General features: G+C 68.3%; 8 protein-coding genes. 2 read left to right on the top strand and 6 right to left on the bottom strand.

The window, feature by feature from the left end:
- Positions 1-18: 18 nt before the first annotated feature.
- From ACFY29_RS25565 to ACFY29_RS25545, 5 genes are all read right to left on the bottom strand, one after another.
- Positions 19-4953: a hypothetical protein gene (locus ACFY29_RS25565; RefSeq protein WP_386990220.1), complete on the bottom strand. Its 4935-nt coding sequence runs from the start codon at positions 4951-4953 to the stop codon at positions 19-21.
- Positions 4950-8117, bottom strand: coding sequence for a hypothetical protein (locus tag ACFY29_RS25560; protein ID WP_386990219.1), 3168 nt, complete (start codon positions 8115-8117; stop codon positions 4950-4952). The genes ACFY29_RS25565 and ACFY29_RS25560 overlap by 4 nt, the downstream gene beginning before the upstream one ends.
- The gene (locus ACFY29_RS25555) at positions 8114-11557 is read right to left on the bottom strand and encodes a DUF6603 domain-containing protein (RefSeq protein ID WP_386990217.1); all 3444 of its coding nucleotides are present in this window, start codon (positions 11555-11557) and stop codon (positions 8114-8116) included. The genes ACFY29_RS25560 and ACFY29_RS25555 overlap by 4 nt, the downstream gene beginning before the upstream one ends.
- The gene (locus ACFY29_RS25550; RefSeq protein ID WP_386990215.1) at positions 11554-14019 is read right to left on the bottom strand and encodes a hypothetical protein; all 2466 of its coding nucleotides are present in this window, start codon (positions 14017-14019) and stop codon (positions 11554-11556) included. The genes ACFY29_RS25555 and ACFY29_RS25550 overlap by 4 nt, the downstream gene beginning before the upstream one ends.
- Positions 14020-14127: 108 nt before the next feature.
- A complete protein-coding gene (locus ACFY29_RS25545; RefSeq protein ID WP_386990846.1) occupies positions 14128-14343 on the bottom strand; it encodes a hypothetical protein in 216 nt (71 codons plus the stop codon).
- Here ACFY29_RS25545 and ACFY29_RS25540 point away from each other — a divergent pair.
- Together ACFY29_RS25540 and ACFY29_RS25535 are read left to right on the top strand one after the other, a co-directional pair.
- Positions 14276-14797, top strand: a complete 522-nt coding sequence (locus ACFY29_RS25540) for an IS3 family transposase (protein ID WP_386990805.1) — start codon at positions 14276-14278, stop codon at positions 14795-14797. The two genes, ACFY29_RS25545 and ACFY29_RS25540, sit on opposite strands and share 68 nt — an antisense overlap.
- A gap of 105 nt (positions 14798-14902) precedes the next feature.
- Positions 14903-17014 (top strand): MMPL family transporter, encoded by a 2112-nt coding sequence (locus ACFY29_RS25535; protein WP_386990213.1) that lies wholly within the window; start codon positions 14903-14905, stop codon positions 17012-17014.
- Positions 17015-18353: 1339 nt separating this feature from the next.
- Here ACFY29_RS25535 and ACFY29_RS25530 read toward each other — a convergent pair.
- Positions 18354-19478, bottom strand: a complete 1125-nt coding sequence (locus tag ACFY29_RS25530) for a DMT family transporter (protein WP_386990211.1) — start codon at positions 19476-19478, stop codon at positions 18354-18356.
- Positions 19479-19549 lie beyond the last annotated feature (71 nt).

Raw genomic sequence — 19549 nt, 5'->3', positions numbered from 1 at the left:
TGCGCCAGATGTGCCCGGCTATTCCCGGATCGCCGTCTGGTGGGTCAGATCGGTGGAGATGGTGGCGAAGCGGCGGGTGGTGACGGCCGAGAGCACCGCCGGCAACAGGTGGCCAAGCGCAGTGCTCCCGAGCTGGTCCGGCTCGACGGCCCGCTGTCTCACGCGCTCCAGGGTGTCGTTGAGGATTCCCTCCAGCTTGCCCCACGTCCACTGTCCGGTGATCTGTGGCGTGACGGCAAGCAGCAGGACCTGCGGCGGCTCGGTGCTGGGTTGGTTGTAATGCACGGCGATGCCGGTGGTCTCGACCTTGCCGGGTATCACCTCGCTCCATTCGTCGACGAGAAGGCCGCTCTGCTGGGCGGCCGGGTCGAAGCCGCTCGCCGGCAGGCACTGCACGAGCGACACGAACTCGCCTTGCGGGTAGAACACTCCTGGCTGGCCGATCTGCTCCGGCCGGACGGGAGGAAACTCGACCGCCACCCAATGGTCTGCGGCGCGGAAGGGAAGCTGCAGCGGCTTGAGGATGCCGCCCGGGGTTGCGAACAGCTCGCTGAGGATGAGGACCTGCTCGAGGTCGCCCATGCTTTGGCGGGCCCGGGCCACCCCTTGTAGCCACTCGTCGACGAGCAGGGGGTTCTCGTGATGGGACCGGGTCAGGCCTTGGTCGGGCGGCGCATCGCGGAAGGCGGCGGCGGCCTGGACCTCGCTCAGCGCGCTGAGCGAGAAGCGCGGCACAAGGTTGAACGACGGCCCGAAGAGCTCCTGTGCGGCTTGGCGGTAGTCGGCGAGGCGTTCGCTGGCCGGCCGGCTGGCGTCGGCCGCGGAGGTCCGCGCCGCAGTCGCTAGCACCAGCCTCGCATGGCCGATCTTCAGCAGGCGCAGTCCCTGGTCGCCCAGTGTCTGGCGGGCGCGGTCCGAGTCGCCCGCCGCGCTGAGCGGTACGGCGTCGGGCAGGCCGAAACGTGCCAGAGCCAGGATGAAGCCTCGCACGGTTTCCGCGACGATGGCGCCCACCACCGGGTCCCCGTTGCCGTCCACGGGGATGGCGGCGGCCAGGTCTGCCAAGGCCGTGTCGAACCGACCGATGGCCGTCTGCAGGCGGCCATCGAGCTCGTCCAGGTCGTAGCCCTGAGGGTTGAGGTTCTCCGCCGGGTTGGTGTTCGCTTCGGAGGGCAGGCGGAAATCGAGGGCCGAGAGCGGGCGGGCGGTGGTGACCAGATTCCGCAGGCGGCGCAGCAGCGGCAGAAGTGGGAACAGGTTGGCGCTTGCCGGATCGGCAGGCTCGGCCATGAACTCGAACGTGACCTGCAGGTCGTCGTCGTGCTGGTCCACGCGGATGGCGGAGGCCAGGCGCTTCTCCAGTTCCGTCTCCTGGCTCAAAATCTCATCCCCCGCCAGCAGGACCAGGTCGATGGGCTGGAGCCCCAAGTCGGCCAAGCTCTGCTCGTGCGGAGGGTGTCCCTCCCAACTCGCCTTAACGACGATGCGGTCGGGCGCGGGGAGGTGCTCGCCCAGCCAGCGGTTCAGGCCCGGTTCGACCCGCGCCCGCTCGGTTGGTGCCCCCGGCCAGGACCCAGGTCCCGTTTCGCCCGGCAGGTGCAGCGCTACGCGCTGGGTGATAGCGAGGCCGCTGCGCGGGGTTCGAGCGATCTCGGGTTCGGGCGGCAGCCCGCCCTCGGCGAGAGTCTTGATCGAGGCCGCGGCCCGTTCGAAGTTGCCCTCGGTCACCTGGAAGACGCCTTCTGCCAGGAGGAGGTCGGCGATGGCGTCGAGGCTGTCGGCCAGGCGGGCGACCTCGGCCTGGACGGCGACCGCGTGTGGCGAGGCTGGGTCGGCGGGCAGGCCCTCGACGCCGTATGGATAGGCCACCGGGGTGGCCCGTAGGAAGGCGGCTTCGACCAGGGCGTAACCGTCCAGCACATTGCGAGATTCCTTGGTCTCGATGGGGCTGCCGCTCTCGTCAGGCGTGATCTTGTCGGCCAGCAGCGGGTACTGAACCCGGAAGAGGGGGAGGTACTGGTTGAGGGACGGGTCGTCATACCGATCATGCAGGCCGCGCTCAAACTGGTAGCCCAGCAGCGCGCCAAGCTCCTGGCCGTTGCGGACCCCTTCGATGAAGGACAGCGCGGTCCGCACCCGATCCGAAGACAGGTTGACCGCCATCGTCTCCGGGCGGGCCGGGTCGAAATGGGTGAGGTAGGCGCCGCGCAGTACCGCCGCCGCCACGGCGTGGTTGAGCGACGGCGCGTGGATGAAGCCGCCATTGTCGGGCTGCTCGAACAGGTCGCCGTCGCTCGTCGGGTCGTAAAGGGTGACCGGGATTCCGGTGGTGTCGGCCTTCTGCTGAGACGGGCCCGGGCGCAGGTCCTCCAGCCAGCCGAAGGCGCCCAGATAGAGACCCGTGCGGCGCAGCGAATCGGGCGGGGCTTCGCCGTCGCCGGGGCCCTCGTTCCCCGAAACGAAGCGCTGCAACTCCAGACGGCGGGCGAAGAAGCCCATCTGCCAGGCGTCCAGCCGGTACGAGCACAGGTCCAGGTGCTCGACGAGGATTCGCTCCAGGCGCGCGGTCGGCAGGTCCACCAGGTCCGCGAGCGCGGCGCGCACGGCCTCGATGGTGAGGGCTTCGGGCCGACCGTGACCGTCGGGGGTCAACAGCCAGGCGCCCACCGGCAGGTTGGCCTGCGACAGGGCAGGCAGAACATGGCCGACCTCGGCGTCCAACAGCTCCCACCGGGTGACCGTCCGGTCCTGCGTGACGTTCGCGATCTCGACCTCCCGGCGGGCGGTGAGGGGAAGCACGTCGAACCGGGCGTACAGGCGCGTCGCCGCATCGTGGACCGAGAGCAGCAGCGCAGAGCGCAGCAGGCGGTAGAGCAGAGGGCGGGGCACCGGCTGGTCTTCGCCGGACAGGTGTCGAAGGCGCTGCTGCTTCAGGTCGTCATAGGCGCTGTGGGCAAGCCAGCCCAGGTAACTGCTTTCGGTGAAGCCATCCGGGTTCGCGGGGTCGGGGATGCGATAAGCCTTCTTGAGCAGCTTCGTCTCCGACAGCTTCTCGGTCTCGTCCGCGGCGACGTCGTCCACCAGCGGGTCGAGGATCTGGTCGTGGTCCACGAAGAAGGCCAGGTCGAACAGTCGCGGCGGCGGGTCGAGGGGCAGCCCCAGCTCCTGCAGCAGCGCCAGGGCCTGGCGGCGGATGTTCTCCATGAGGGCCGGGCCGTAGAACCTGCCAGGGGTGAAGGCGTAGAAGTTCCAGATCGTCTCTTTCCCGGTCGCATGCCGGCGATAGAACTCGATCGAGGCCGCGTTCAGGCCCAGGGCGCGCAAGAAGTCCTGATCCGGGTCGGCGGTTGCGCCGATTCGGGAAGCGCTCGCGGCTAGCTGCCGCCAGGTCTCCTGCAAGCGGCGGATCACCCCGAGCATCCCGTTCAGGAATCCAGGCTGGCCGCCCAACTCGCGCTCGGACCACTGCCAGGCGGAAAAATCGGAGCTCAAGAGCACCCCATAGGGCTGGCTACCCACCCGCACCGCCGGCAGCGGGCCGCGCCCGGTGACGTAGCCGGTGAAGAAATCCCGAACGCGGGCGATGAGGCCCAGGTCCAGGTCCAGCATCTCCTCTAGGTAATAGCCAAGCGTGGCCGGGAAGAGGGCGGTGTTGAACCGCCGGGCCTCGCGCAGGTCGCGCCCCCCGGCGCCGTCCAGCCGCTGCAAGGGGGCGTAGCCGATGCCGAGCGCCTCGGCCAGCCGCTGGGCGTCCGTCTTCTCGTGTGGCTGACCGGTCGGCTCGAAAGCGGGCGGGCCGACCTCGAGGGCGAAGCTCTCGGCCGGGTCGGGGCCCGCGCTCGAAAAGCCGGAACCTTTCCCGTCGGCGTTGTTGGTGGGCGTCCCCTGCGGCAGCAGGCTCATTCCGTCGGCGGCGTAGTGGTGGTTGTCGAACAGCTCCTCCACCAGGTCTTGGCCGGCGACCGCGTCGGACGACAGCCGTAGGCCGAGCACGAGCAGGCGGTCCAACCCGCGCTCTGCGGCGGTCGCATCAAGCGGGATTCGCAGGCCCATGCCCTTCGCGACCGCCTGATCGAAATCGCCGACCCAGGCAAAGTCCGCGCCCGTCTGGAGCTCGCCGCCCGTCTGCCGATATTCGACCTCCAACCGGAGCGGGTCGGGACCGAGGACGAGCGGGTCGGGCACCGGCGCGCCGGCCTGCCGGAAGACTCGCTCGCCCCCGATGTAACCCATCACCACGAATCGGTCGGGCATGACGGTTGAGCACGGCGCCCGGCTCCAGCTCTCCGACTTGAGGCTCTGCGGGTCGACAGCCGGGAAGCTCAGGTCGTCGGCCGAGGACACGTCCAGCGTTTCGGGACGGGTCTGATCCGCGATCCAGGCCGCCCGACGGCTGTCCGACGAACGGGCCAGCTTCGCCCATGCTCCCTGCTCGAGCGCCTGCCGGGTAGGTTGGTCCGTCTCACGCGAGGCCGTCCACATCTCGCGCCAGAAGGCATGGCCGTCGCTCACCTCCGCGGCGGTCAGCCCCTTCTCGTGGGTGTGCACCGCGATGTCGTCGGGGAAGATGCGCACCCACAGTTCCCTGCCCGCCGCGCCCGGCATGAAGCGCGCCTCGACCCGCACCGGCAGGAGCAGGAACGGCAGGTCGTCGGGGAGCTGCTCGACCAGGTCCCAGGGGGACTCCGGGATCGACTGCCAGAGGCGATGGAATTCCTCCTTCGCCGCTGCGGCGGCCCGCTCGCCGTCAGCCCGGGCGGCTTGCAACCGCTCGAGCTCGGCCTGAATGGCTCGCGCCTCCTGCTCACCGGCTTGGCCCCGACGCAGGACGTGCTCGAGCCGGTTCTGCCCGCCACGCAGCCGCCGGCGCAGTTCGGCCAGGTTCTCTCCGGCGCTGGCCAGCGCCTGCCGGGCAGCCGCGGCGCCCTGTCGAAGCTCGCCGAGATCAGTCATACCAGCATCCGCTCCGCGTGCACGGCCACCATCACCGGCACCTGGTAGAGGATGTACGCCATGTCGGCCGCGTTGACGCCCCACCGGATGGCGTCGTCGGGGACGGTCGTGATGTTGGTGGTCGGGACGGTGGTCAGATCGATGAGGCCGATCTGCGCGGGGTCACCCAGGTGGTTCCAGGACAGGTCCGTCCATCGGGTCGGGGCGGGCGGCGTCGTGTCGTGGATATCGAGCCCGAAGCGCGGCTCGCCGGGCCGCTCCTGGATCACGAAGAACCAGCCGGGGTCGCCGTCTTCCGGCTCGATCGACCCCTTGGCCTGCGAGGCCGTTAGGTCGAACCCGATGAAGCGCAGGTCGGGCAGGACCTCGGCCTTGAAGATCGGCTCCAGGAGGTTCGCATCGGGGTCGCTCTCGTCCAACACCCGGATCATCCGCCGGGGCAGGACGGGATCGTCGGGGTCTTCGACCCACTTCGCCTTCTGGGCGTAGAGGATGGCGCTCGGATAGCGCTTCAGCAGGTCGCCGCGGATCACCAGCACCAGGCGCGACTCGCCCGGCTCGCTCCCGGTGGGCAGCGGCTTGTTCTCGTGCGTTCCCAGGTCGGTGGATGGTCCCCACTCGTGCAGTGGCTTGAAGTCGCGCAACTGCCGGGCGCGGGTCGCGGGATCCACCCGCCTGTCGCGGCTGGCCCTTTCGGCCGGCTCCCAGAACAGCAGGAAGCTGCTCGGGCGCAGGTCGGTCGGATACTCGCGCCACAGCAGCTCGCGGGCGAACTCGTGGTTCAAGCCAACGACGTACGCCTCGATGAAGCGCGGGTTGGTCTCCAGCAGCGTGATGGTGTTGTTGGGGATCAGGTGCAGGTTCGGGATGAGCAACTCGCTGGAGAGATCGCGCAGCGGCCGGTACATCGGCTCGTTGAGCACCGGGTGAGCCATGACCGGCACGAGGGTGCCGGTCGGCTTGAGATACGTGAAGGTCGGCGGGATGGCAATCAGGCTCAAGGCCCGGCGCGGGATCGCCGTGACCGGATTGAGGGCCTGCTCCACGACGGCCGCCGCGCGGTCGAAGTCGAGCGGCGGGCCGATGGTCTTGACCGGCAGCGGGCTCTCGAATCGCGCGTTCACGTCGACCAGCGCCTGGCGGAAGCGAGCGGCTTCGGGGCTGTCGGACGAGCCGCTGCGGCCGATGCCCGGAGGCAACCGATTGCCCGGCTCGGTGAGCACGAACCCGGGCCGGGGTGGGATCGCCTGCACGGCCGCGACCGTGCGGTTCTGGTTGCCGAGGCGCGTGGCGGCTTCCAGGCGGCCGCGCACATACTCGATCACGCCGAGCGCTGCGAGTCCCAGCAGGGTTACCGGCAGCCCGAGCCCGAGGGTGACGACAGAGAACAGGAGCAGCAGCACAGCCGCCGTCACCATCGCCGCGCGCAGCGGTTTCCACAGCAACACCGCGCGAAGCCAGCCGGGCAGCGGGAACGGCAGCAGGGATCGGGCTACGCCCTCGAGCAGGATCTCCTTCTCCGGCGCCCGCTTGGGCGGGGCCGCGGTGATTCCGCCGGGGGTGTTCATGCGGGGAAGCATGGCGCCCGGCCTGCCACGCTGCCGGGGAAAGGCCTTGCGCATCAGCGCGCCGCGCGGCCGCGTCATCCGGCGAAAGGCAGGGTCGAGGGAGGCGGCCGGCAGGCGGCTCTCTTCCACCTGATGGGCGACGGTCGTCGGGCTTCCCAGAACCCGGCGGTGGACCTGGGCGGTCACCGCCAGCTTCTGGTCCCGACCAAGGGGCTTCAAGAAGCGTTCGAGTACGCTGGCGCCCGCCGTTATCGAGACCTGGAACTGACGGATCTTCTGGTTGGCGGCCAGCACGTCGCCGAGCTGCTGCCAGGCCGTCTGCATGTAGTCTTCCTGGTTGGCCTGGATCACCTGGGTGCCGAGGCCAGCCGGAACGCGCAGGCGCGGATCCCGGTTGAGTTCGTTGGCCCAGCCGGGGTCATCGACGTGCAGGTGGCTCTGCAGGGCGTGCCAGCGCCCGTACAGCGGCGGGCTGATGACCGGGTCGGGGTGCTCTCCGCCATCGGCCGAGGGCTGGAGCGCGTCTTCCTGCAGGTTCACCCTGGCGGCCAACTCAGCCAGGAAAGCGGGGTGGGATGCAGGCGGCCACTCGGCCGGGCGAGTTCGGGCCTGCGGGCTCTTCAGCGCGCCTTCAAGCCCCATGACGGCCGAATCGCCCGGCGCGTCTCGCATGCCGGGCACGCCGAAGCCCGGGGCCTGCATATCCATATCCCGGATGCCCACCCGCTCGTCCACGCGGCGCGGCTCGAGCAGGTTGACGAGGTACTCGAAGTCGCCGCGCCTGGCGGTGCGGAAGAACCAGCGGTAGTAGACCGGATACTCGGTCTGCCCGTTCCCCCATGAAGGGGCAAGGGCATCCTGCCCGACGGTGGGCAGCGCCAAGCCGGCCAGCCGCCCGATCTCGAAGGCCGGGATCACGAAGGCGTGGTAGGCCGTATCCTCCTTGAGCTTGCGCGGGCAGACCAGCCGCGACAGGGCGGAATCGGGGTTGGCGTGCACCAGGCTCTTGAGAGCGACGACGGTCTGCTGCGGGGTGTTGGCCCCCGCATTGGTGATGTCGCGGGAGACGTGGACGTGCGCCCATGCCCAGGCCTGGTCCGCCGGAGGGAACACCGCGTTCGGGTCGCCGGTTAGTGTGATGCCCGCCAGCGGCGCGCCTGGCGGCCGACCTTCGGTGAATTCGGTCTCCTCCAAGGCGAGCAGGAAGATCCACGGGCGCAGCTTGCTCTGGCCGTTGTCGGTCACCGGGCCACCGGCCGCGTCGACTCGCACTGCACTGGCCGGGGTGTACCGCCAGGGGAAGTCCTCGTCGTAGAAGTCGATGGCGGCCAGGTAGTTCGGCTCGTAATCGGTGACCCAGTTGCGCGGCTCTGTCCGGACCACTGCGTGTGGGTGGATTCCGATCACGTCGCCGGGGCCGAGAAGGAGAACGTCGTTGGTGGCGAAATCGGCCTGGTTGTTGACGTTGAGGGAGATGCGCACCTCGGCGCGTTCGGCGGGCCCGCCAGGACCCAGCGTGTCGGGCTGTCGAATCTGTGCGGCGATTCCCTGGCGCAGCCAGGGTAGGAACGTGTAGGCGGCGATCGGGTCGCTCATGACCGGTTCACCTCGAAGGCGGGGACGACCAGGATCTCGTTGGCCAGGCCCGGCTGCTGGCGCAGCATCTGCTCCAGCAGGGCATTCGCCGCGGCCTCGGAAGCGTGGAAAGCTGCGGTGGGCACCGGGCTCAGGTCACGCGCGAAGACGACCGCGAACTCTTCCTGCCGGAGATTGACTTCGCCGGGGGCGTCGGCGGGCTTGGCCTTCCTGGCATGCGAGAGGGGCGACCTGGCCACGGCGCCACCGACCGACCAGGCCTCGAAGGACAGCGGTTCGACCTGGAACAGGTCGAACCACGGCGCCAGGGCGCGCTGGTCGTCCTTGTAGAACAGCTCGTACTCCACCAGTCGGAGCGCCGCGTAGTCCGATTTCAGTTCCTCAGAGGCCTGGATGCGGACCCCGGCGTCGTATTTCTCGAACGACTTGCCGGTCAGCTTCTGGGTATCCGAACGCTCGAAGAACTGAGCCGGGGCAAAGTCTTCTCTGGCCGCCGCCGTCCCCAGCGACGCCGCGTCGCCCGCCGGCCCGACGGTCACTTCCTGGATGCGGAAGCGGGTGGCGTCGGCTGGCGTCTGTGCCCCGAACTTCTGGACCTCGACGTTGAGGGGGACGACCTTCTGCGAGATCGTCAGCACGCCGGCTGGCGAGACCACCGGAGGGCCGCCCGGATCGATTTGCTTGAGGGTCACCATCAGGTTCTTGTCGGGCGCCAGCGACGCCTGCCAGTTGCCCGGGTCGGACAGGGCGGCCCGCAGCAGCGGCAATACGGCGATGTCGTCGAGCCGCGTGTCGCGCTGTTCGCCCCAGGTGCGGTCGAAGCGCACCGTGATGGAGAGGAACCAACAGATCTTCAGGGTCGCCTTGCCGTGGGCGTGCCAAGGGGTGGGCCCTTCCAGGGTGAACGCGAGCGAGATGGAGGCGATGGTGGACGAGCCCGCCCGCAGCGCCAGCATGGCGCCGATGTCGGCGATGAAGTAGAAGGGGTTGAACTGGAACAGGACGTCGAACGACAGGAAGCCGTAGACGCTGAACGAGCCAGCCGCGGCGTACAACTCCAGCCGGGCACCGAACTGGACGGTGTTCGAGGTCAGGGCGAAATACGTCTCCAGGGTGAGGCGCGGGTTGTCGGCGTCAAGCAGCTGCAGGGTGATGCGCCGAATCTGGGGCAGGTCGAGGGGCGGGGGCTGATAGAGCGGGTGGAAGCCGCCCACCGTGAGCAGGAAGTTGGCGTCCCCGAACCACTTCAGGCGCACCGCCATGTCGCCGGACAGGGGGAAGGTCAGCAGGCGTGAATCGAAGATCGACGCGTCGAAGGCGAGTGTCCCGGCCTCGAAGTCGATCACGCCCAGGAAGTTGACCTGCAGCTGGAGGATGCGGGCCTTCTCGTCGGGGAGGACCATGCGCACGATGCCGAGGATCAGCAAACGGACCGGGTTGGGCAGCTCGACGATCAGCCCCAGGTCGATCGTGATCAGGGTGGGCGTGCCCCACTCGATGCGCGCCATCGGGCCAAGGACGAACCGGCCGGGCGTGGGGGGGAAGACCTGCCGCATGTCCGACAGGATGCGGTTGGCGTTGGCGACCACGTCCTCGGGGAACAGGATCGAGTCGAGGGTGCCGTCCCGCAACCCGCTGCGGAGGCGCTCGACCATTACTGAGCGGTTGAACCCCAGCAGCCCGCCCACTCCCGTCAGCGTGAACCCGAAGCCGAGCTGGACGGGTGGGAACTCGGCCGTGATGATGACAATGAGCGAGAAGCCGGGCTGGCCGCCAGGCAGGATGGTGTTCAGCAGGCCGACTGCCTTGAGCGCCAGGGTGCCCTGGAATTCCAGCTCGAGCAGCCCGGAGTACTCGCCCTTCTCGACGTCGAACCGGAGGAAGCCGCCGCCGGTGAACCCGCCGCCGCTGATCGCCAACCCAACCCCGTCGGGCGATTGGAGGCCGACCCCCACGTCAAATGGGCCGGCGTTACCGTCCTCAAAGAGCAGTTCCAACTGGATGCCGATGCCCTGGACGGTGGCAGTCAGCGGCCCGAGCTGGCCGGTCAGGTTGGCGCCGAGCCGGGTCCGCAGGCGCGGCCCGGCGTCGGGCGGAAGGTAGAGCCGGATCTGCACGGCTTCGACCAGGATCGGGCCGAGCTCCAGGTGAGAGGGAAGCTCGACCTCGAATCCGCCCCCGCCCTTGAAGCGGAGGCCGCGGGTGCTCGACCACTCCACGCCGAGCGGGATGTCCACCCGCTTCTCGCCGTCCCCCAGCAGGTCGCGTACGAAGCTGTCCCCTTCGCCGGCCGCCAGCACCAGCGCCAGGCCGCGTACGTCTGCTGCCATGATCAGCTCAAGCTGACCCGAGAGGTAGTTCGCCTGCAGGCCAGCCTCCGCGCCCGACACCTCGAGGCGGGTGGCGCCCGCCGAGCCCAGCAGGAGAACGCTGCTCGGAGGGTGGAAATCGAAGGAGAGGCCGAAGCCGGCGCGCGGAAGCTCCTGCCCCGGCATGAAGGGGTACTTGACGCTGATCCCGTCCGGGCGGACCAGGATGCCAAAGCGGGAGGCGATGTCGCTGCCGGCGCGGATCTTCAGGTCCAGGTCCTGGGCCAGCCGCAGGGTCAACGGCAGCTCGGAGGGCACGTCCGGCTCGATCACCAGGCCCGGCAGGCTGGCCCCCGCGGCCGGAAGCTCCCGCATGACGAAGGCAAATTCCCGGCGGGTCCCGGCGATTGTGAGGTAGTAGAAGGGAAGCCGCAACACGACGCTCGTCCCATGGAGCGGGTCGTCGAAGATGCCGCTGTACTCGCGGGTCAACTCCTCCTCGGCATTGCGCAGAGCGGCCGGCAGGCGGAAGGCGACCAGCAACTCGGCCGAGTGCTCGAGGATGCGGATGTAGTTCAAGTTAGAGGTGCCCCAGCCGTAGACACCCTTGATCAGCGAGAGCGGATCGGCGGCGATCTGCGGGATCCGGTCCCATCTGAAATGGGCCCGCATGAAGGCCGGGCGGCCCGAGCCCGAGGGGACGCTCTCAAGCTGGATCACGTCCATGGCCTGGAACAGGTTGTAAGCCGCGGGGAGGCTGGTAGCCAGGTACTCCGTCCACAGCAACTCGAACAGTCGCTCGCCGATCTCGGCCAGGAACGTCGCGGCGTCGACCCCGGCCGGCGCGACCGAGAAGGACTGGATCGCGTCGTACACATCTTTGACCTGGCCCAACAGCGCCAGCACCTCCTCGGGGGAGGGCTCGTCGGCCAGGGCCTCCAGGGTCTGCACGGCCGCTTCGACCCGCGCGCCCAGGGCGGTGTATTCGGGCGGCAGGGACGTGACCCCCCAGCCCAGCCGCAGCATGAACTGCTTGAAGGCGTCGGGGCCGGAGACCGCCTGCTGAAGCGGCCTGAGCGCCAGGGTCAGGTGGCGGGCGATCAGCTCGAGGGTGCTGGCGTTGTCGCTCATCGCAGCGGGTAGAAGTCGTCGTACTGGAGGTCGATCTGGAAGTGTTTGAAGGGATCGATGATCTCCACCAGGACATAGCGGCAGACGGCGCAGAACTCTAGGCTGTCTAACGCCGTGCCGTGCATCATGCAGGTGCCAGCCGGATGGAAGATGCCGCAGGACTTGGCGCCTCCCCCGTGGTACAGGCCGACGATGCGGGGCTTCTCGCTGAAGCAGATGGGCAGGTTGACCCCGTTCAGGATCGGGTCCTGCACCGCTTTCATGGCCTCGGCCGGGTCGCACGGGTCGGGGGTGAGCGGCCTATGGTTGGCGGTGATGAAATCCTTGATGTTCTTGGCCACGAGTCCCGCAAACGGATAGGTCTCTGAGCGGACCGAGTCGGGCGCGAGCGCCGGCATGTAGAGCACGTCGCCCTCGAGGAACGTCAGGTCCGGGTTGATCGCGCCGACCACGGTCACCTCGTCGGCCGAGCGCGGCTCGTCGATCTCTAGGACGGTGGTCCGGCCGTCCGGCGCCCTCAAGACGGTCTCGATAGGGTTCTTCCTGAGCGGATTGGGGTAGTCGCGCTTGCGCAGGACGACCTTGTCGCCAACGGCGAACTGTGCGCCCTGCCCGGGCTGGAGCTTCACATTCCAGCGGTTCGCGCCGGTCGACGTGACCAGGTCGCGCACCAGGGCCCCCTTGCGGGCCCGAAGCCAGTTCCACTTGATCTGTTCGCCGTCGAGCTGGCCGCCGGTCTGGGCGTCCGACTCCACCTGAAGGTTGCCGTACCTGTCCAGGTCGGCCGCCGAGCCGGTGAAAGCGTCCTCCGCGAGGGCATATTCATCGCCCAGCCCATAGGAATGGGCGATCTCATGCAACGCCCGGCCACTGCGCAGGCCGCTGACGGAGTTCGGGATGCTGGGCGGGTCCCAGTGGTAGGCACCCGTTCCGCTGACAATGGACAGGCCGCGCAGCTCTGCGGAGTCCTCGACATTCATGGCGATATAGCCGTCGTGGTTTATGCCGCGATCCCATTTGCAGCTTGAGAGGACAAAGACGTAGTCGTAGTTGGTGGGCCGGTTTCCGTCCTGGCTGGCGGCCCACAGAGCCGTCAGGTCGTGGCCCTGGTCGCCGCGCAGGGTTGTGAGGAAGCGATCCAACCGGTCGCGGTCCAGGCGGTAGGGGTGGAAGGCGATGAACTCGTCGTCGCTCTCGCTGTTGACGCGCGGCGGGTTCCCGTACGCCATGCCCAGGGTTGTGTCCTTCTCCTCCACCAGGCTGCGGTTGCCCAGCTGGCGCCAGCGGTTGATCAGTGAGTCGGTGGCGTGCGGAGCGGGATCGGGGTGATACAAGGCGGTCCAGTCGGTCTTGATGTCCGCGTTGGTCCGGGCCGTGTTGGAGGGTAGGTCGGTCGAGACCGGCAGACCGGCCGCGTAGATGAGGTGCTCCAGGCGCCATTCCCCGGCGTCGGGCGGTCTCTCCGGGTTGGGGACCATGAAGCCTCGCCGCTTCTCGTCCACGCCCGTCGTGTACACCTCGCAGCGAATCGAGATGCCGCGCACGCTGGAGGGTACGAAGACCTGCCAGAAATTCATCGAGGTCGCGAGCAGGTCGAACGGGGTGGTTAGGTGGCTGGTCTTGAAGCGGTGAACGAGAGAGACGGCAAGTTGCTCGAAAGTGCCGGAATCAGCGGGGGTGAAGCCGTCGCCAATGAACAGGAAGTTCGGGACGACGGCAGGGTTGATAAAGCCCGGCCAGCCCCCTCCCGGCACGATGCTGGCGAAGTTGGTGCTGTTCCAGGGCTCAACCAGATGGACGTCTCCGCTCGCCGAGCCGCCGCCCAAAGCGGCCGGCAGGGTGGCGGTGAGGGTGATCGTATCCGGAGGGGAATCGAAGAGGGTGAGGAAGATCCGCCCGGTGCCCGCGTGGACGTTGGCATCCGGTCCCCAGGTGACACCGTGGCTTTCGGTCAGATCGCCCACCACCCCGTCGTCGAACCGGGCCCGAACCGAAAACTTGTAGTCGGTCTCGTCCGGACGGTTCGCACCGTCAGGGCGGATGGTCAGGCTGGGCGGGGTCAGCCAGACCTGGGCGACCGACTCGTGAATGTGGAAGCGGATGGGCAAGTGATACTGCGTGCCGTCGGCGTTGTTGGTGACGTCGGCCACCACGATGAAGTTGCGCAGGTGGAGCGGAGGCAGGAGGTCTTCGACCCGGACGACGCCGGTGATCCTATTGACCCGGACTCCGGCGCCGCGAAAGCTGTCGCCCGTCAGCACGCCCTGGATCAACGGCCTGAACGTCAGGCTCACATCGTGGGCGTTCGTCGGATCAACCAGGTATTGCCGGGCCCAGACGATAGTGTCGTCCATCCTCCTGAAGGCCAGGTGGCTGGCGCTCAGGTCCGGCCCCGTCTGGCCCCTCAACACATGCAGGTCCAGATCTTTCGTGCGTGACCAGGAAGCGAACTTGATCGGCACGCGCGACGCCTCCCTAACACAGGCGGCCCCGCCACAAGTCCGACGGTTCAGTCTGATTGTCGGTCGATTGGCGTGACGGCGCCAGCAGGTCTTGTCCGAGTGTGCTCATCACGCGGGGGTGATCTTCCACAGCGACAGCGGCCGCGAGTACACCTCGGCTGACTTCGCCCGGGCCTGCGCCCGCTGGAAGGCGCGCCAGTCGATGGGCCGCGTCGGATGCTTCGACAACGCCGTCGCCGAGGCGACCTTCTCCACCATCAAGGTCGAGTACGTCCACCGCCGCCAGTTCCGTAGCCGTACCGAGGCGCGCCTGAAAATCGCCACCTGGATCACCGACTTCTACAACCGGCGCCGCAGGCACTCCGTCTGCGACTGGCGATCACCCATCGACTATGAACGACCAACGACCAACGACCGGCGCACTGGCGGCCCCCGACCTCGACGCCGAACCGCACGAAAACACAATCGCGCTCGCACCATGGGGTCACCCTCGTTGCCGCCAGCCGGATCACCGCCGCGTGCGCGGGGAGCAGACGACGAACCCTCACATGCCACGGGACAGCGTGGGATCACCACGCGTGCGCGGAGAGCAGAGGAGCACGCCTCACCATCCGCCCACCGGCTGAGGATCACCCCCGCGTGCGCGGGGAGCAGGTCGGCACCGCCGGCGGCCTGGAGCGAGCGTCGGATCACCCCTGCGTGCGCGGCGAGCAGACGTTCACCGAATCCGACAGGTGGCACCTCGGTTCGGGAGCGGCCGGAGGATGTCGGCCCCTAGGGGTTTTGGGCAGTGGTGTCGGTGCGTACTGCCGATGTCGGGACGCTTGGGTAGACGGGAACATTACCTGGTCCATCGGGGATTGGACGTCCAAACGGGGGGATCATGGCCAGGTCGGTCGCGAGCTTGATCACAGGACGCAAAACGAAGTACCTCATCATCGTGTTCTGGCTGGCTCTCGTCGCGGTGGCTGGGCCGCTTGCCGGCAAGCTCACCAGCGTCGAGGACAATGAGGCCAAGTCCTGGCTGCCGGGTAGCGCGGAGTCGACTCAGGTGCTCGACCGGCAGGCGGCGTTCGCGTCGGCCGACACGATCCCGGCCGTTGTCGTCTACCAGCGGTCTTCCGGACTGACCGAGACCGACCGGGCGCAGACAGTGTCCGATGCGCACAGGTTCGGCCAGATGGCCGAAGTCGACGGTCAGGTCGGCGGCCCGATCTTCTCCAGCGACGGTCAGGCGGCGCAGATCATCGTCCCGCTCAATCTCGGCCCTCAGGGGTGGGACAAGGCGGGCGATATTGTCACCTCGATGAAGGACGTCGCGAAGGCCGGCGCCAGCGGGCTGTCGGTGCACGTCACGGGGCCCGCTGGCAGCGCGGCGGACTCCAGCGAGGCCTTCGCTGGCATTGACGGCAGGCTGCTGTTCGCCACGATCGGTGTGGTCGTGGTGATCCTCTTGCTCACCTACCGCAGTCCCGGGCTGTGGCTGCTGCCCGTCGTCTCCGCCGGCGTCGCGCTGACGGCCGCCCAGGCGGTCATCTACCTGCTGGCGAAGAACGCCGGCCTCACCGTCAACGCGCAGAGTGCGGGCATCCTGACCGTGCTCGTGTTCGGCGCGGGCACGGACTACGCGCTGCTGCTCGTGGCGCGGTACCGCGAGGAGCTGCGGCGCCACTCAGACCGGCATGAGGCCATGGCGGTCGCGCTGCACCGTGCCGGCCCGGCAATCATCGCGAGCGCCGGCACCGTCGTGATCGGCATGCTATGCCTGCTCTTCGCTGAGACCAACTCCACCAAGGGCCTCGGCCCGGTCGCCGCGATCGGTGTCCTGGTGGGGCTCGCGGTCATGCTGACCCTGCTCCCGGCCATGCTCGTGACGGTCGGCCGCTGGATCTTCTGGCCGGTGCGGCCCCGGTTCGGCTCCGCGGAGCCCACCACCACCGGGTTGTGGGCCAACATTGGCAAGCGGATAGCCAACCGCCCCCGAATCACCTGGGTCGCCACCGGCCTGGCACTGGCCGTCATGGCGATCGGCCTCGTCCAGCTCGATGCGACCGGGCTGACCCAGAAGGAATCGTTCCGTGGCAACCCGGACTCGATCGTGGGCGAGGAAGTGCTCGCCCGGCACTTCCCGGCCGGTGCGGGCAACCCGGTCGTCGTAATCAGCAAGGCGGAGCAAGGCCCCGCGGTGAAGGCGGCGCTCGCGTCGACTGAGGGCATCGACCCGGCGTCGGTCAGCGAACCCGTCGCCAAAGGTGGCCTCGCCTATGTCGTGGGCACCCTCAACGCCGCAGCCGACAGCCCGGCGGCCTACGACACGGTCGACCGGGTACGCGACCGCGTGCACGCCGTGCCCGGCGCGGACGCTCAGGTCGGCGGCAACACCGCGATCAACCTCGACCTGCAGCGGGCGGCCCGATACGACCGCAACCTCATCATCCCGATCGTGCTCGTCGTGGTCCTCGTCATCCTGGCGCTGCTGCTGCGAGCCGTCGTCGCGCCGTTGGTGCTGGTAGCGACGGTAGTGCTGTCGTTCGGTGCCGCCCTGGGCGCGAGCGCGCTGGTCTTCCGGCACATTTTCGGCTTCGGCGGCGCCGACACGTCGTTGCCACTGTTCGTGTTCGTGTTCCTCGTCGCACTGGGCATCGACTACAACATCTTCCTGATGACCCGGGTACGCGAGGAAACCGCGAGGTACGGCACCCGGCGCGCCGCACTCATCGGCCTCGCCGCTACCGGTGGCGTGATCACGTCCGCGGGTCTCGTCCTCGCCGGCACCTTCGCGGTGCTGGCCACCCTCCCGCTGACCGCCTTCGCCGAGATCGGCTTTGCGGTGGCGTTCGGCGTCCTGCTTGACACGATCATCGTCCGCGCGGTCCTGGTCACCGCGCTGAACCTCGACATCGGACGGCACATGTGGTGGCCCAGCCGGCTGGGCAAGATCGCCGACGTGGAGCCCGCCGAGGCGGCCCAGCAACCAAACGAGGTCCCCGCCTGACGGATTTCGGCGGGTCAATGGAAGTCACGGAACGCGGGGCTGACCGGCGCTGTCAGCGCCTCGAGCCGGTCGGCCCTCAGATTGATCACGCCGCCATGCGTTTCCAATCGCCCGCACACGTGTGGGCGTGCTGGTCCGGGCCATCGCCGGCACCCGTTGAGCAGGGCTTCATGCTCGGTGACCTCTTCGGCGGACCCGAAGAGGTCGCCGGGCAGCTATACCTGTGTGAGCGTCAAAGTCTGGCCGATCGTCACCAGCGGTGGGCATTGGTTCGTGTGGCCCCTCGGACACGTACAGTTACCCCACAGTAATCAGCGTCGGGCCTAGCTTCGACGCTGATTTTGTTTTCACCGGGGTTGTAGTGAGGGCGAGCCGTAGCTCGCGGTAGACATTGCCTTTGTCCTCGCTGTGGGCGTCCCGCAGGGTGTTGCGCATGTCATCGAGGCCGCCGACGAGGCGTCGGATGTCGTCCTCGCTGTAAACCAGCGGCCTATTTGGCGCTGGCTTCCTGAAAGTCAGCCCTCCGGTCGTGAACGGAACAACCGGATCTGCCGCGACCGGCGCGCCGACCCGACTCTTTGGTAACGAGCGCATGTAGGCCCCTGGACCGGCAGTCCATCGACGGAGCCGAAGCGCCAAATTTCCCGGGCTGTGTAGGCCTGCCGTACCTGGCTCTGCATCCGAACCAGTACGCCGACAGGTGCTTGCACAGACAGCGGCTGACGGACAGCGCCGGGCGACGCAGCGTGACAACATAGCTGACCGTCGTTACGTTACGCGCTGGTTTAGCAACGCGGCACCGCCGCCGGGCGCCTCTGGGAAGTCGTCAGCTGCACCTCGCAGGTACCACTGCGGTTTTCCGCGCTTTGCGTACGAGCCAAGCGTTGCTGCTCCCGCAGGCAGGCCTCCGCGCTGGCAGGAGCAAGGTGAGTGGTGGCAGTCCGCGTCCTCGCCCGCCCGACGAGCAGCTCGTCGAGGCGCTCGTACTTGCCCCCTGCCAGTCGCATCGCCGGAGCCGGCGCCGCTGCCGACATTGCCCGAGCCTGCGGCCCGCAATGGCGATGGCGTGCTGTTCGACCTGGGCCGCCCCGATGCCGCCGGCCGGGTCACCGCTCGTCCACTGGTGCGGGCCTTGGGCTGGACACCGGGCCTCACGCTGCACGTCGACGTCGTGACCGACGCGATCCTGGTCATCCCGGCCGCCGATGGCGCGCACGTCGTGGGAGCCCGCGAGGAACTACCCCTACCGGCCGCCGCCCGGCATCTGTGCCGCATCGCCATCGGCGATCCCGTGCTCCTGGCCGCCCTGCCCCGCCAGAACCGCATCGTCGTGCACCCCTCACACACCATCACCGCGGCGGTGGATTCCCGGAAACCACGGGTGATCACGGCTGCTCAACCTGGCACCAGGAAGCGGAACCTCGACCGGAGTTGCGGCCGGCCCGGCTCGCGGATTCTCGATGCGGGCCGGCGCCCTGCGAATGACCGGGATCTCCACAGTGGCGGTGGTGCCAAGCGCCGGGGACGCGAAAGGCATCAACGGCAGTTCCATCGTTACGGAGTCACCGATGGCCATTCCGCGACCAGTCGGTTGGGCCACGGCCGTTCGTCTCCGCGCATCGATCACGATGGCGAGCATCCCGCTGAGGATGATCAGACAACCGGCGGCCTGCGCCATGGCGATCCGCTCGCCGAGCAGCGCGACGCTCAACAACGCCGCGGTCAACGGCTCCGCGAGCGTAAGGGCACCGGCCGTACCGGACTTGACGGTGCGCAAACCTCGTGCGTACAACAGGTACGGAACGGCTGTCGCGGCGAGACCCAACCACACGACGAGTAATCCGGTGCGGACGTCCACCACCATGGCGATGTCCATGTGGATCCACGGCGCCAGTACGAGCGCGCCGGCTGCCATGCTGCCGGCGGTGGCCATGATCAGCGATGGGGTGCGCGCCGAGAGTCGTTTCATCGCTGTGGTGTACGCCGCGAAGGTGATGCCGGCAAGGCCGCCCCAGCAAAGACCCACCACGTCCACCAGCCCGGTCTCGGGTCGCAGTAGAACCACGCAGCCCCCCACTGCGCCGACGGTGCCGCTGCACCACAACGCGCTCAGCCGCTCACCGTCCAGCACGCGGCCGGCGATGCCGGTGAACAGGGGGACGGCGCTGATGGCTACGACGGTGCCCATTGCGGCTCCGCTGTGTGACACCGACGACATGAAGCTGAATTGGTACGCGGCGCTCGCTACCCCCGTCACCAGCAGCAGGACCCACGACCGTCGTCGTGCCGGCGATGGAGAGATCTTCGAACGGCAGAACCCGAGAACCACCAGACAGATGCCGCCTACCGCATGTCGCCACCCGGCCAGAGCGGCCATGCCGATGCCGCTTGCCGCCAACGTCTGCGCCGGACCAATCGTTCCCCACAGCGCCGCGGCGCCGAGAACCATCGCGGCACCCACCACGTTCCCATGCCTACGTTTCACCCAAACAGAGGTACGGCCGGACCGTGACCAAGCGAAAGATCATCTTGTGT

Source organism: Micromonospora sp. NPDC000668 (assembly GCF_042897975.1).
GTDB lineage: Bacteria > Actinomycetota > Actinomycetes > Mycobacteriales > Micromonosporaceae > Micromonospora.
The sequence above is the reverse complement of the archived record's forward strand: the minus strand, read 5'-3'. Positions and strand labels throughout refer to the sequence as shown.

What these genes read in the sequence shown, in the direction of transcription:
- ACFY29_RS25565 (WP_386990220.1), bottom strand. Translation starts at nt 4,953, where the DNA reads ATGACTGATCTCGGCGAGCTTCGACAGGGCGCCGCGGCTGCCCGGCAG.
- ACFY29_RS25560 (WP_386990219.1), bottom strand. Translation starts at nt 8,117, where the DNA reads ATGAGCGACCCGATCGCCGCCTACACGTTCCTACCCTGGCTGCGCCAG.
- ACFY29_RS25555 (WP_386990217.1), bottom strand. Translation starts at nt 11,557, where the DNA reads ATGAGCGACAACGCCAGCACCCTCGAGCTGATCGCCCGCCACCTGACC.
- ACFY29_RS25535 (WP_386990213.1), top strand. Translation starts at nt 14,903, where the DNA reads ATGGCCAGGTCGGTCGCGAGCTTGATCACAGGACGCAAAACGAAGTAC.